The 14,819-nt window shown below is 45.4% G+C and carries 16 protein-coding genes; 1 reads left to right on the top strand and 15 read right to left on the bottom strand.

The window, feature by feature from the left end; all coding sequences use genetic code 11:
- Positions 1–52 precede the first annotated feature (52 nt).
- On the top strand, positions 53–343 hold the full coding sequence (locus MKY75_RS04775) for a DUF3899 domain-containing protein (protein WP_340884496.1): 291 nt from the start codon (positions 53–55) through the stop codon (positions 341–343).
- Between the two features lie 320 nt (positions 344–663).
- Here MKY75_RS04775 and MKY75_RS04770 read toward each other — a convergent pair whose 3' ends face one another.
- From MKY75_RS04770 to MKY75_RS04700, 15 genes are all read right to left on the bottom strand, one after another.
- Positions 664–1,341: a vWA domain-containing protein gene (locus MKY75_RS04770; RefSeq protein WP_029517556.1), complete on the bottom strand. Its 678-nt coding sequence runs from the start codon at positions 1,339–1,341 to the stop codon at positions 664–666.
- Between the two features lie 52 nt (positions 1,342–1,393).
- Positions 1,394–1,939, bottom strand: coding sequence for a hypothetical protein (locus tag MKY75_RS04765; RefSeq protein WP_029517557.1), 546 nt, complete (start codon positions 1,937–1,939; stop codon positions 1,394–1,396).
- A gap of 337 nt (positions 1,940–2,276) precedes the next feature.
- Positions 2,277–3,377, bottom strand: a complete 1,101-nt coding sequence (locus MKY75_RS04760; RefSeq protein ID WP_039272510.1) for a toxic anion resistance protein — start codon at positions 3,375–3,377, stop codon at positions 2,277–2,279.
- Between the two features lie 96 nt (positions 3,378–3,473).
- On the bottom strand, positions 3,474–4,154 hold the full coding sequence (locus MKY75_RS04755; protein WP_039272509.1) for a hypothetical protein: 681 nt from the start codon (positions 4,152–4,154) through the stop codon (positions 3,474–3,476).
- Between the two features lie 58 nt (positions 4,155–4,212).
- Complete coding sequence (locus MKY75_RS04750; RefSeq protein ID WP_069012937.1) at positions 4,213–5,244, bottom strand: ATP-grasp domain-containing protein; 1,032 nt, start codon at positions 5,242–5,244, stop codon at positions 4,213–4,215.
- Between the two features lie 17 nt (positions 5,245–5,261).
- The gene (locus tag MKY75_RS04745; RefSeq protein ID WP_029517561.1) at positions 5,262–6,098 is read right to left on the bottom strand and encodes an HAD family hydrolase; all 837 of its coding nucleotides are present in this window, start codon (positions 6,096–6,098) and stop codon (positions 5,262–5,264) included.
- The gene (locus MKY75_RS04740) at positions 6,095–7,246 is read right to left on the bottom strand and encodes a cysteine protease StiP family protein (protein WP_029517562.1); all 1,152 of its coding nucleotides are present in this window, start codon (positions 7,244–7,246) and stop codon (positions 6,095–6,097) included. Before MKY75_RS04740 ends, MKY75_RS04745 begins: the two co-directional genes overlap by 4 nt.
- Positions 7,243–8,721, bottom strand: coding sequence for a phosphoribosyltransferase family protein (locus MKY75_RS04735; RefSeq protein WP_080658626.1), 1,479 nt, complete (start codon positions 8,719–8,721; stop codon positions 7,243–7,245). The genes MKY75_RS04740 and MKY75_RS04735 overlap by 4 nt, the downstream gene beginning before the upstream one ends.
- Entirely contained in the window at positions 8,642–9,829 is a 1,188-nt protein-coding gene (locus MKY75_RS04730; protein WP_340884493.1) for an HpcH/HpaI aldolase/citrate lyase family protein, read from the bottom strand. Before MKY75_RS04730 ends, MKY75_RS04735 begins: the two co-directional genes overlap by 80 nt.
- A gap of 167 nt (positions 9,830–9,996) precedes the next feature.
- On the bottom strand, positions 9,997–10,731 hold the full coding sequence (locus MKY75_RS04725) for a TerC family protein (protein WP_029517565.1): 735 nt from the start codon (positions 10,729–10,731) through the stop codon (positions 9,997–9,999).
- 26 nt (positions 10,732–10,757) lie between these two features.
- Positions 10,758–12,026 (bottom strand): TerD family protein, encoded by a 1,269-nt coding sequence (locus tag MKY75_RS04720; protein ID WP_029517566.1) that lies wholly within the window; start codon positions 12,024–12,026, stop codon positions 10,758–10,760.
- 102 nt (positions 12,027–12,128) lie between these two features.
- Complete coding sequence (locus MKY75_RS04715) at positions 12,129–12,710, bottom strand: TerD family protein (RefSeq protein WP_023987194.1); 582 nt, start codon at positions 12,708–12,710, stop codon at positions 12,129–12,131.
- Positions 12,711–12,741: 31 nt separating this feature from the next.
- Complete coding sequence (locus MKY75_RS04710; protein WP_013308970.1) at positions 12,742–13,317, bottom strand: TerD family protein; 576 nt, start codon at positions 13,315–13,317, stop codon at positions 12,742–12,744.
- A 46-nt stretch (positions 13,318–13,363) separates the two neighbouring features.
- Complete coding sequence (locus tag MKY75_RS04705) at positions 13,364–13,957, bottom strand: TerD family protein (protein WP_340884489.1); 594 nt, start codon at positions 13,955–13,957, stop codon at positions 13,364–13,366.
- A 28-nt stretch (positions 13,958–13,985) separates the two neighbouring features.
- Positions 13,986–14,432 (bottom strand): tellurite resistance TerB family protein, encoded by a 447-nt coding sequence (locus MKY75_RS04700; protein ID WP_013369616.1) that lies wholly within the window; start codon positions 14,430–14,432, stop codon positions 13,986–13,988.
- Positions 14,433–14,819 lie beyond the last annotated feature (387 nt).

Genomic DNA, 14,819 nt, shown 5'->3' with positions numbered 1-14,819 from the left:
TACCTTAGGGTTTCTGTACGCCACCCCCCATCTCTTGAATGGTCGTGAACACATGGCTACTGCAAATCTGTTATTCCTGTTGGGGTTGCTGGGCTTGGTGATCGGTGCAATCTTCCACGTTCTGCAAAGCGGTTTTCTAACCCTCTTCCTGCGGGGATTTGCCGACATCGGACAGTTATTCATTCGTCAATCCAAGACATTACGAGAGGAAAATGAGCGTTTGCGTTCCGATGAATCTTTGTCAGCCTGGAAAACATCCATGTTCCGCCACCTCAAGGTATATACTTCGGGGTGCGGAGCAGGGCTTATCCTTTGCTCGATGATATTAATGGGGATGAGTTAGGTTAAAACGATTAGAAGCCTTTGGTCGGTTGGTGGGCGTTGCGCGTGCAGATTGTTCTTCCGATCGCTGTTATCCCCGGATTTCTATTGAATAGAACCTGTAAGGGTAAAATCCGGGGATAAAGGCGAACGCTTCGCTTCTTCAGAACAATTCTGCCCGCTCCGCTGGCAACCTCCGTGGAGATTCTATACGTTTTAGAGGTGTGTAAAGAAAAAGAGAGTTTCGCAAAGCGTTTGCTAGCGGAACTCTCTCTTTTTGCATTTTTTTTATATATTAAGCTTTGAAAAGGGCTCATAGTACTAGTACAACACTTAGTATCCTTAATAAATATGCTTTTCCTTCGCTTCTTGCAGCCATGACGGGAACTCGTTAAGCAATAGTTCGTACAATTCATTATCTTCCATAGATTCGATATCTTGTATTTGAAAAAAATTAGCGTTATCTACCACACGGCCTTGTATGTTGTCGAGCTTCTTTAATACACCAAAATCGGACTCACCCACACCTATAAATTGCCAGAAAATCGGCTCTCCTGACGAATCAATGACCGCGTTGTCGATGTTGTCTCCTTTTCCACGCTTCACACCGCCATCATTAATAAAAATAACAAAGGCCGGATCAGAAGAGGGTTCTTCCTTGGTGTATTTGGCGATGACATCGCGCATCACAGGCGGCTCATCATTACGACCGAACTTGGGCAAATAATCATTGGACAGAATATGTCTTTCAACATAGTTGTCAACATCATTTTCGGTAACGGAAGGCAACCGTGAAAAACGGTGATCATACACCCATACGTCCAGTACACCATCATCATCCAAAGCACTCGCTACTGCAACAATTCGTTCCAACACCTTTTGAACGGTACCATTTTTGTACAAACTTCTCATAGATCCTGAAATATCGAGCACCAATCCAACTCTCGCAGTCACATTCGTTAGATTCTTTTTAGTCAGTACCAGTTGCGCATTCTTTTTAAGTAAAGAAATACTGCTCATGTTCCCCACGCTCCTCTATGATGTTTGCGTTTGTACGTCTAGTACGTCTACTCTACCATCTGCGTCGTTCGTCGCCTCTCAGGGGAAAGTCGCTTAATTCTCCGAGTTGGTCATGTGCAGCCTTATAGATTCGAAGAATAGCTTGTACCTTGTTAAAATCATTGTCTTCGGGGCCGAATCCTTCCATATACATCTTTTGAATGATGTTTTGGAAAAAGTCCATACGTTCGCGGACGGAATCCTGCTCGATTTGCAGTACCTCTTCAAAGCTGTGTGTCTCGGCAAAATCAGACAGTTCATCAAATTCCTGTTCCTGATATCGATCTCCCCGAGTTTCGGGATTGAGATCAATAGAGGTACGCAGGGTTGATAATAAAATATTTTCGCGTGCCAGCATGACATGAAAATCTTTGTTCTTAAACAGATCCGTAACGATCAGACGGCACATTTCCTTGTTCTGCAGTAGAATCCCGTCAAAAGGATGCAGCGTCCACACACCGTAGTTAAAAAATAAATTAAAATTGAAGCTGCTGCTTCCATACTGATATACAATGTTAATTTTCGATTCGTCTATGATTTCAAATGAAAATTCCAGCATGCATTCTCCTTTTGGATTCCAATATTTAACTCTATCCTATCAGAAAATGCATGATTTTCAATAAAAAATTTTATTTCACAGAATCATTTAACTCCACAATTGAATCTGCTTTTTCGCTACTGGCAGCCACAAGTAAATAGACAATGACACAGCCCAAAATAAAAGACATCATACGCTCGCTCTCTCCTTTTGTCATTCGCTTTTTAAGAGTTTATGCACGAGAATGCTATGTATGTTCATCATGTCCTTTATTAGCTGCTGGCAAACCAAAAAAAGACGCCCTTCGGAGTCATCCCGGCGTCTTTTTCATAGATTGGTCTATTATTCTACATTGTCATCAGTTCAAAAACGAGCTAAGACCCTCAGAAGAATTACTATCCTTCAGCGGTTTGGAAGGTTCTTTCCCTTCGATCCCCAAACGTTGGCTAAGGTTGGCATTGATTGCTGTCATTTTACTTGTATAATCATGGCAGCTTTCAATAATCCGACGGTTTGATTTTTCAGACAGATCCAAAGCAGATACCAAATCACCAATCGCCTGATTCACAGCCTCCAGTGACATAGAAGGCTTGCTAAGCAGATCTGTCGTTCTCTCGGTCGTCGTTTTGAGAAGCTTCGCATTTTCCTTGAATTGATCTTCAATGGTACGGTTGGTCGCATCGACGGCTGAAATGATTTTGTCCTGATCCGCCAGCGCCATCGCGATCATAGCCGATACAGTGATCAGATTCGATGTTTTATCAATCGCATTATTTACAGAATCAATCAGTTTATCATTGTTATCATTAATAATATCCGTTGCCGCAATCGCCTGATTGTATAACAAAATCATTTCGGTCATAGACTGCGTACGAGTAACCACCTTGCGCAATCCCCGCTCCAGATGAGGCTTGCGGTTTTCATTTTCCGGCTTGGCAATCTCGGTCTCAAACAGTTCTTTCAGGCGATTACCAAAGGCGATCTTCGTCTGTAAATTGTAGATTTCTTCAATGGAGGCTTTCTTCAACTGTCTCATGCTGACGATGTTTTCTTCCAGATTATCCTTACCATCTCTCAAGGCAGTAATGATTTTCTCGATGTTCGTCTTCACCGACTGATACTTGTAAATGTAGTTTTTTAACGGGCTTTTACGCAGAAGCTTGCCAAAAAAACTCACATTTTTGCTCTGCTGGAGCGTTTCACATTCATCACGCAGCTTTAAGATCATATTGGATACCTCAGCCCGATCACCGGACATGAGGTCGTTTACCGGACGATCCAGCATTTTAAGGGTCTGCCCCGCACGTTCCTGCGTTTTAACCCCCAACTTACCGATATCATCCATTAAGGTATCCAAGCTCATGACATCGCTTTGTGATACCTTCTGAATCAGCTGTGAAGCCTCCTCAGTCACCTTCTGTTCATCTTCTTTTTTCAACTCAGCCCATGGGGTCGCCATACGCTACCTCCTATTCTAAAAAACAACTGTTCCCAAGTATAATCGTTGTTTTTCAGAGCAGCTAATTTGCTACTTTTTTATTTTCTTACAAATCGCCTACAATTCGGAACTGCTATAACGCTGGTGAATAAGCTCCGCTTTGCTCTGTAATTCCATCAGATCCTTATGCTCCACCGTGGATACAATTACTGATATTTTACTATCCACATCCCGTAATCCGTTTAACAACGTCCTCCGGTTGGTACGCTTCGCATCGCCGCTGAGCCGAAGAAACGGATTAATTAGCCCATTCAAATCCTTCAAAATCAATCTCCGAACCGTATGATTCACTTCGCTGTTGTTCAGTTCATGCAAAAGCGGAATGACCCGCTGCAAACGTGCAAATAGAGCCAGCGCCTTCTCGACAATCTCGTTATCAAGCGCATCCTTCTGTCCCTCGGAGATCACCATATCCTCCAGTACCTCCAAATACTCCATCACCTGAGCAAATTCACTGCTCACCTGATCTGGTTGACGTACTTGTCCTGTCATAGACTGCGGTCGAACGGCAGCTTCCTTTTCATGCTGCTGTGTCTCACCGACCTGCTCCTGCACCACCGGAATCACGGAACCGGTCAGATTGGGGCGAGGATGGCGAACAGCCATGATGGCGCTGTATCCTCCCAAACCAAGGATCGGAATCGCCAAACACACAAACAGTGGCAACCAAAAACTTAGTAAAAGCGCAATCAGGTAGCTAACCACAGCAATCGTGGCACCCCACATTTTTGACGTCATAGCTTGAACCTCCTGACGTAAACCCTTACCATATTGTAGAAAACAATATTTGTGTGTGTCAATGTACGGATTTACGTATGGTGATTGGCTGCTCGATATGACTGGCTAAAATATCGTATTGCGGATGAAGTGAACCGATCTCATGACCCAAAGCCGATTTCACCGCTAGATAAGGAAAGTTGATACCTGACAAACATGATACATGAAGTCCTCCGGACATCCGCGGATTGATCTCTAGCAGCTTGGCATGCTCGCCGTTATATTTTACCTGAATGTTATAATTGTACGGAATATGATACGCCTCAGCGACCTTCTGTGCCACCTCCAACAGCTCGGGATGCTGCTCCAGCAGCCGTAATCGTCCTCCTGCCTTCCTACGCGGAACTGCTGCTAGCAGCTTTCCGTTCCGGTCAGCCAGGCAGTCAATACTGTATTCGTATCCCTCCAGCAACTCCATCACCATCAGATTGGGAAATGATTCTGTGGATGACAATACGCGGTGTGCTTCCTCGAATGAAATATGATTCAGCGCATGGCCGAACAGTTCCTCCAGCGGATTACGTTCATTGTCGATGATACGAAAGCCCATTCCGCCTTCCGCATTACATGGCTTGAAGCATACCTTATGCCCAAGTGCTATTAACGACTCATAAGCCTGTTTAAACTGCTCAGCATTGCTGGCAATGGCATAATCGGGAATCGTGACAATGTCCTTTTGACGGATGGATTCATAAAACAGATCCTTTTCCATCAGTTGCTCCAGCAGTTCGGTATCTTGGCATACCATCACTTTTGTCCCAATATCATCGAACAAATAAAGATGCTTGCTAATATCGAGCATATTCCACCGTGGGATAAAGACATCAATTCCGTGCCGCCTGCAAAAATCAGCGCAAAACCGTGCGTACTCCACACCACTGGTGCGAGGCTCTACTTCAGCTACATCACTGGCCTGTAACGCCATATGCTGCGGATCAGAGTGCGTCGCATAGATCTCGAACGGAATACCGTCCTCATTGTTACGAATAGCATTCATATAATGATACGCCACTGAAAACCAGCGGTTAAAATACACTTTAACCTTCTTCACAGAGCCACGTCCCCTATCTATTCTGAAAATGAAGTTTGAGCTGCGAACACACTCCGGTGTATTTCATGAACATACGCCATGATTTCGTTCGCTGCATAAACCCCCGACACTTCTGTAAAACGATAATTGACCTCCAGCTTATCCCGCAGTTGTTCCCGATACAATTCACCATGACGCGGAGCAATCGCATAATCGGCATAGTCCAGCAGACAACGGTCTAGCAAAGAGTCACCGGACGCAACCACGGTCCCTCCATTCGTGAGGTTACGGATATGCTCCACGGCTGCCTGTTTATTCACGGCTGCAGGTACCAAATACACCTTACGACCTTGAATGGATACCTCCCAGCCCATTTCACGCATGATTCGCGCCTTCTCCAGCACCTGTTCCAGCGGCATACGATCCCGTTCAATCATGAAAGCATAGAATAACTCGTCGCAAAAGCGTTCGTTTACCACCCAATCTTCATGCAGCACCTGCCCGAACACCTGACGTGCTTCTTCCGCGTGAGCACCATCACGGCGCACTTGTTCATGAATACGTCGATTCCACTCTCGATCCACCTCGCCTCCAACGATGATGTTTCCGCCATTACTCGTCACGGCATATGCGGGAACCAACTCCGTCTGAAACACGGTGATTCGTCGATACTGTTCCATCGTCCGAGTCGTCACGGGCATAAACATCACATCTTCAGGCAGTGTCTTTAGCCATTGCAGGGCTTGTTCAGAAATAAAAGCCGATGTCGCCCCGTTTATCTGTTCCGCAGGCAACAGACCAGGGGACTCCAGCGGTACGCCAAGCGAACGTTTGGAGTAAATCAGTGTCTGATCCAGATCACTTGCGTAGATCATTCTTGTCCCCCCTTGAGCGGCTTGATAATTCCGCAGCAGGAATAAGTCAATCCTTCAAATACCTCTACGGGCACTCCACGATCCTTTGCCAGCAGCATAATATGCTGGAGATTCGGATTATCTTCGCGATCAATCAGAATTTTCCACGGCACTCTGCGCAGCAGTACACGAGTCGTCTCCCCCACTCCGGGCTTGACCAGATTGATATCCCGAATGCCAAATGCCTGCTGAATCGCCTCAATATCCCGTAAGCCCTGCCATGTCACCGCAGGCGGATTCAATGTCATTAGTTCAGCATATGCAACGGCCGCTTCAGCCACGTCTTGAAAATACCCGGATACCGTATCCACAAACGTATTGGACTGATCCACTGACCGCCAGGATTCATAAAATTTGGCCCCATGGAAATCGTCAGGGCCTATGAGATCGTCGCGTAATACCGTCCGACTCATTAAACCTGATACAGTCGAATTCAGACAAGCACTTGGAATCAAATAATCTTCTCGTGTACCAAAGGTTTCTGAACATCTGCCCGGATCGGCCAGCACCGCCAGATCATCATTTAGGCGCAACCCGTAATCCGCATTCATCTCACGGCAGGCCTCAATCAATACCTGGCGAATTGCCCCTTTCCCCGTCCAGCCATCGACAAACTGAAGTTCAATCCCCAGCCCATGCTGCTGTAAAATGTATAATATCGCATTCCGGTCAATGCCTTTGCCACGAATAATAGAAATGCTGTAATGCGGCAAGGATACGCTATACTTCCAGTCAATATAACGCTTGATCAGGATACCAATGGGCGTCCCTGCTCTAGCCAGAGAAACAATCGCCGTATTTAAGCCTCTTTTTCTCACAATCATCTCAGCCACAGAAGCTGCCGCTAATGCAACCTTTTGGGCAGATTGGGCAAGCGTTTCGTGAAACAATGCAATATACTCTGCGGTGGGCTCGTATTCCACTGGCAGCATTTCTGAATAATGGACGCCCGACTGAATCGCCTCTTCACGATCCTCCGTCCCTTTTTCCAACGTAACCCTACTCAAATCCTTCAATAAAAATGTGACATCCGAGGCAGGATAACTGCCTAGAGGTTTGGGCGGATGAATGTTCTTCTGTTGTATTTGCTCCATGAGTGCTTGCTTCATATCCGCGCTCCTTTACTCTCCTGTCTAGTTAAACCGTTAAAATAAACGACATGCACTTTATCGCAGCCCAGACGGTTCAAAGCCTCCAGCATGGGGTTCATCCGCTCTAGGTCCGACTCCCTTTCCATCAAAACGAATATTTCGTCATACTGACCAGGGTCTACATTATAAATAAAATTGCGTATCGTACTGTCCTCAGGCGATGGATATGTCACACCACAAGCGACTCCATACCCTTCTTCTCGGTGGGGATATACCGGGCTGCGTGTCGTCGATTGAAAATACACATCCGGGCCTAACTCTGCTGCAATCCGCATTGGAATGTACATGAATTCTCCCGTGCCCATAACCAGCGTGCGTTGCCCAGAACGAAGTTGCTTCAGTCGTTCGGCTGTACGCGTGATTTCTGCATCCAACGCTGAATTGTCAATGGATTGTAGACCAAAACGGCCTGTATATTTTAGATAAGGAGCTGTATTGGTGTACCCGTCCGTTGACATGGAGCTGTGTACTACCCGCTCAAAACCGGAAGCCTCCTGTTCAAAACGGTGGTCAATTATTCCAGAAGCATCTTTATTAACCTCTGCCATGCTAGTGGCTGCATGTTCTGGGTTCCCAGCCTGTCCAGCATATTCTGCGTGATCCAGTATTGGTACTCCCTGTACCTCAATCTTTCCTTTGAGCAAGCTTAAAGGCGTAATCGTAATGCCTAGCTCTACCTCCAGATCAGCGAAAGCCTGCTCGTCGCTGTCTGTCCGCCAATCCAATAACGAAGCAATCACATACTGTTTACGCGGAAAATGCTCCTGAATATCCCGTATGATATTAAGCGTTGTTTTCCCCGTCGTAATTTCATCATCTACCAGCACAATCGGGCCATCACCCGCAAAAGCACCTTCATCCAGTGCATAGCAACGATGATCAACAGCGTGCGAATGCTCTTCTTCAAACCGAATAATAGGCCGAAGGCCCGGGATATCCTCGCGTGTCGTATGAATATACGAGGTACCGTCGTCAAACAACCGATACATACTGTGTCCCAGTGCTGTAGCCGTCTCGGCAAAACCAACAAACTTGATCGGCTCCGTAAAAGCAAAAGCTAAACGCTCATCCATCAGCTTTCGATAGGCCTCTTTCGCATAGTCTGGGTTAAGTAGTCCTCTCACGGCCTCTCCAATCAGTTCATCCATCTGTTGTCCCGCTTGTGGGACAAGCTCCTTATATAGCAGGATCGCCAGCGCCGCACCACTGAGCAGAGAGGTGTATGGGTTTACCGGAATATGCTTGCCCAGCACCTTGCTGACAAATAAAAATGAACGCTTTTTATTGACCCGTGCCGCCATCGCAAACAGCTTGTCCACAGGAAGACGGAATGGATTATGAGTCTCCGTAATTTTAACGCTGAACTGCTCCAGGATTGGCAGCAGATGTGTTTTCGTGGTTGGGTAAGAGACTGACAAAATGTTGTTGTTCATGTAACACCCCGTATACTTTTGATCTATTGATAATTCGATGAGCCCAATTCAAATGCGGCTTAATTTCATTCATTTTGTTGGCATAGGTACTTTTGAATACCCCCAGACTACCATCGTTACGCTCAACAATTTCAAGTGCATCCATATACTCTTCATGTGTCACCGCATACATGGCCTGTACCGGCTTAATATGGGAGGGATGAATAATCGTTTTGCCGATAATCCCATTCTCTTTGTCCATCATGACTTCTCGGATCAGTCCGTCTACGGCATCTGATATGAAGTCCATCCGCAAGTGTCGGCCCGGCTTCCCAAGTGCATCTTCGAAAGGAGATACTCTTAATTGAGGTTTAAAGACACGTTCTCGGTGAGAGAAATATTCCCATACAGGACCGGAAATGACGTAATTTGAGCCCACGCGTCCAAACAAGTTAATAATATCTGCGATGCAATCCCGAATGACGGCAATTTCATAAATCGTAATATCCGGGCTGCGTCTCAAGCCATATAGACTGGAAAAATCGGTTGCTCCAATGCGTACATTCAACACATATTCCTGGTACTCGTCTAAGATTTCTTTAATCGACAACAGCTCTTTCCAGCGGGATTCCCGATAAATGATTTTGGAGCTTTCAAGAATCGGTAGCCCGTACAGCACAGGCATGTTGTTTTCGTTTCCTGCCCCTGTATGCATACTCCGGTTATATTCTGCAATGAGTGCAAAATACGCTCGTCCATTATCAGAAGAGAACTTGGGTAAGACAAAGCCCGTGAGCAGCGACAAAGATTCACCCAAACCGTTCAGTAGTCGTTCCAACTGCTCCACAGAGCGCACACGCACAAATAACAAAGGTAATTGCTGTTCACTCATCATCCCCGTCCGTACATAAGACAATAGTTGAAACAGCTGCTGCGCCAGCGATTGTTCCGCCTGCCCGACCTGCTGATCCCCTATCGCATCCTCCAAATCCAAAATGACCGTTGTTAACCCTTCATGTTTTCCATTTTTGATCTCTTCCGCTACTTCCGAGCGGGTCGCTGGCATGTACAAAGCCGCTCCTATCGCATAAGCCAATATACTTTTGGGAGAACGGTTATGAAACTCCAACGGTGGAGTATAAAAGATCGCTTCTACTTCCTCAGAGGTTAAATCATTAAAATATTTCAGGGCTCTTCCCCTCCTCTTGCTCTTTCTTGCCTGACTGAAGCCCTGTGCTCCGGGTATAAAAGAAATCCCCCCTTAGTTTCAGGAGGGATTTCGCTATACTTTGTACATTAAGCCTCTTTGTCGGCCTTTTTCTTTCTTTTCGCCGAGCTGATAACCATTGTGCCTACAAAGACAGCAATCAAAATGCCGAAGAATAAAATCTGCGACATATGAAAGCCAAAAGCAGCAGCCAGCATTTTACCCCCGATAATGGCGATCATAATAAAGGCTGTCTGTTCCAGTTCCGGAAATTTATCAATGAGCTTGAGGAACACTTGAGCAACGCCACGCATCATCAGAACGCCGAGAATACCACCCAGGAACAGAACCCATACTTTCTCGCTCACACCGAAAGCTGCAATGACGCTGTCAATACTGAAGGCAATATCCATCAGTTCGACCATTAATACCGTTTTCCAAAAAGAAGTAGGTTTGTTTTTCACTTCTCCATCACCTTCGGACTTGAATAAGCCCTTATAAGCGATATAGAGCAGATAAGCTGCACCCAGTACCTTAATCAGGGTGAACTTAATCAGGAATGTACCCAAGCCGATAGCCAGGAACCTGAATATATACGCACCCAAAATCCCGTAAAATAAGGCTCTCTTCTGTTGTTCCTTAGGTAAGTGTTTAACCATAACTGCGAGAACCAAGGCGTTATCCGCCGATAAAAGTCCTTCCAGCAAAATGAGAGTTCCTATAATCCCCCAACTCACTGGATCAGTAAGCGTACCTACAACATCACTCCATGAAAAGAAATGGCCGTAGTTTTCGCTGATATTTTTAAACAAATCATTCAACATGAAAAGAGTGCCTCCGATAATTCAATTTATTTGCTACCCTGCGACCAGCGCATGCCCCAGTTATAGGCCCGATCCAACTCACGATGACCGCCATAGAACTGCACGAGTCTTTCAATGCTAAACGTTTCATCGTTTACATTTTGGATCATGGCAATTGCACACATCCCTTTGCGATTGTCATGTTCATTCATGTGAACGATAATGTCCGGCCCATCCTTCTGGTACAGCGTGACTACCCCGTCCGCTTGTGACCAGTTCGTGACTCCTTCATAGATGAAGGTAAACACCAAAATTCGCTTAATTTCAGAAATTTTAGCACCGTTGATGCGAAGATTTTCCCCTGTTTTCACAGAGCCTGTTCGGTCGTCGCCATCCAGAGCAATGTACGGAAAGCGATTTAGAGAACCGAAAACTTCCCCGAGCGCCTGTACAACGCCTTTATCTCCATTCTTCATCTCATATAAGCAGCCCAGATCCAGATCGACACCCTTGGAGCCGCGATTAAAAAATCCCTTGCTTTGCTGCACCTGATTCCAGTTCAGATTGATCAGGATTTCACCCAATCCGCCTGAGCCCTTTTTCAGATTAATGGTGTCGCCCTTCTTCTTCAGCTCAATTTTCCGCAGATTCAGATTCACCGGTGTTGCAGATGGCTCTGGCTTCGGAGCAGGTGGTACTGGTGGCGGCGTTGGTGCTGGTCGAGGCGCTGGAGACGGAGGTGTAGGCACTGGCGTGGGAGGAGCCGGATTATTTTCCACTTCAATCCCAAAATTAACGCACAACGCATCCAATCCACCGGAAAAACCTGCGCCAATCGCGTTGAATTTCCATTCCCCGTTATGACGATACAGTTCACCAATGACAATCGCCGTTTCCACTGTAAATCCACTGTCCAAATTAAACCGCAAAACCTCTCCGCTAACCGGATGAGCAAAACGAATGAACCCACCTTGAACCTGTCCAAAATTTTGCCGTTTCTGATCCGCATCATAAATCGTCAGCGTAAACGCAATCTTCTCGATGTTTGCAGGAATTCGCGTCAGATCAAGGGCAAATTGCTTTTTGTCACCGGACTGTTGTCCGTCTGAATAGGTGATAAAGGGCGTGGTCGGATTGTTATAAAAAATTAAATCCTCATCGCCCGATACTTTTCCTCCAGGACCTAGCAAAAATGCCGAAGTATCCAGCTCCAGAGACGCTGGGGACTCCCAGCCAATCCCTACGTTGACATGGGTCAGGCCCGGATTTGTTTTCGTCAAATCCGCCTTCTGTCCCTTTACTACGATAACAGCCATGATTGTGTCACCTTTCTGTCGGTTTGTCATGTGTCAGCGTACGCTAATGTAATAGCTTAAAAAGAAAGGGTAGCGCCCTATGGACACCACCCCAAGTGGATATTATTGAGCGTCCAAGCCATAGTTTTTAGCAAGCGCACCCAATCCACCAGCAAAGCCACTACCGATAGCCTGGAATTTCCAGTCTGCATTCTGACGGTAAAATTCACAGAATACGACGGCCGTTTCGGTGGAAAAATCTTCTCCCAAATCGTAGCGCAGCACTTCACGATCCGTTGCTGCATCTACCACACGCACAAAAGCATTGGATACTTGACCAAAGTTTTGCGCGCGTGCCTCGTAATCATAAATGGTAACCGTGATCCCGATACGGTGGATGTTCGCAGGAATCTTCGAGAAATCAACGATGATTTGCTCGTCATCCCCATCGCCCTCACCTGTGCGGTTATCGCCTGTATGGGTAACCGATCCTGCTCCACCTGTCGGGTTGTTGTAAAATACAAAATCATCCGCAGCTTTGGCTTTGCCGTCTTCATAAAGTAGGAAAGCTGAAGCATCCAGGTCAAAGTCCGCGCCACCACTGTATTTATTCGTATCCCATCCAAGACCTACAACGACACGAGTCAAGCCAGGATTCGTTTTGGTCAGATCAATACGTTGTCCTTTGGAAAGGCTAATGGTCATTCCGCATACCTGCTTTCTTTGTATAGATTTTTTATGCCAAACCGTAATCGCGCGTCAATCCTGCAAGACCATCTTGGTAGCCGCTACCAATGGCATTGAACTTCCATTCACCGCTATGACGATACAGTTCGCCTACAACAACGCCTGTTTCGATTGAGAAATCTTCTCCCAGATCAAAGCGGACCAATTCTTCATTGTTTGCTTCGTTTACGATACGAGCGTAAGCACGGGACACTTGTCCAAAGTTTTGGCTGCGTTCTTGTGCTTCATAGATTGTAATCGTAAAAGCGATCTTTTCAACGTTAGCTGGCACGCTACCCAGATCAATTTTAATTTGCTCGTCATCTCCGTCGCCATCACCTGTGCGGTTATCCCCTGTATGAACGACAGAGCCGTTCTCATTTTGTGGGTTATTAAAAAAGACAAAGTTCTTATCGGATTCTACTTTACCTTCCGCATTAGCCAAAAATACGGATACGTCCAGGTCAAAGTCTTTACCGCCATCATATTTGTTTGTGTCCCAACCGAGACCCACTGTGATTTTGGACAAACCTGGATTTGTTTTCGTCAAATCGATTTTTTGACCTTTGGATAAGTTAATTGCCATGAGTAAGAACCCCTTTTCACATTAAGTTTTGTATGAGTAACTAAAATTACATATAACGCTGAGCCAGCACATCAATATGTACGGCATGGGTTCCTTCACCGATTGCAGCAAACTTCCATTCGTTGTTATGACGATAGAGTTCTCCACAGACCAGTGCGGTCAGCCCTTCATAATTATCAGATAAATTAAACGTCACCAGTTCCTTGGAATTAGCACCGTTCAGAATGCGGATATACGCTTTCTCGATCATGCCGAAGTCCTGTTTCCGGTTAACGCAATCATATATATTCACAACAACAAGCACTTTGTCGACATTGGCAGGAATTCGTGCCAGGTCAATCGCAATTTGTTCATCATCACCGTCGCCTTGTCCGGTCAGATTATCACCGGAATGCACGACAGAGCCGCATGGACTTTTTTTATTGTGGAAACACACTACATTGTCCGACTGAGTCAGTTTCCCGTTTGCGTCCAGCAAAATGGCAGAAGCATCACAATCAATATTCGGTTGCTTCTTGAAGCCAAAAAATCCTTTGGACTGTACAGGGTCCCATCCCAATCCTGCTATAACCTTGGTCAGTCCTGTGTTTCCCTTGGTCAAATCAATTTTCTGGCCCTTGACCAGATTAATTATAGCCACTGATTAACACACCTCCCTTCCGTAAAATTTACAGACTAAATTCAGACGGATTCAAACCAAGCGCGCCGCAAATCTCAGCCACAATTCGCTGCTCATTGGCATCAAAGTCACCATCAGCTGCGCCAATAGCGCTACATACGCCAACGACAAGTCGGCCTACTTCTGGCTTACCTTTCAATTTACCAATCGCCTTCAGTGCTTCCTGTTTACCGATTTCAGGTGAAAACTCAAAGTTCGCTACATAGTGATTGAAACGGTTGATGACCTCACCCATATCAAACACTTTCAATTCTTCACTGATATTTATGTATCCGGCCATTTTTGTTTTCTCTTCCGGACTAATCGTACCGTCAGCAAATGCTACTAATGCACAGCCTGCAACAACAGCTTCCATAAAATCTTTATTCTTAAACTTCTTAACTTGGTCTCCAAGTCCTTTTTTAGTTGTATTCAACCAATTTTTAAATGTACTCATGTTTCCCTCCACAATTACGTATTTGGGTAAAGGCATCCTAGTTAATTTCTTCCTTTACTATAACCTGAATTACGATCTTTTTCTACAATAATATACAAAAATACGGTAAATCCGATCTATTTATTATTAGTATCCTCTCTATCTTTAGCCCTATTTTCTACATAAAAGGCCCTCTTCTATCATCCATCATTTGGTACCCCATTTGCAAGTCTGTAGCTTAATACAACCCTATTCTTCTAGATGGATTGACAGTATGAGAGGAAAAAGATATTATTCTATCAAATTACGAGTATTTTTCCGGTAATAATACAAAATAGTAAATTTAATTCAAAAACGAATAGGCACAGCCTTCCAATTCAACGGAATCCTTGCGCCTTTTACCATAAT

The organism is Paenibacillus sp. FSL L8-0663 (genome assembly GCF_038008125.1).
Lineage (GTDB): Bacteria > Bacillota > Bacilli > Paenibacillales > Paenibacillaceae > Paenibacillus > Paenibacillus polymyxa_D.
The sequence above is the reverse complement of the archived record's forward strand: the minus strand, read 5'-3'. Positions and strand labels throughout refer to the sequence as shown.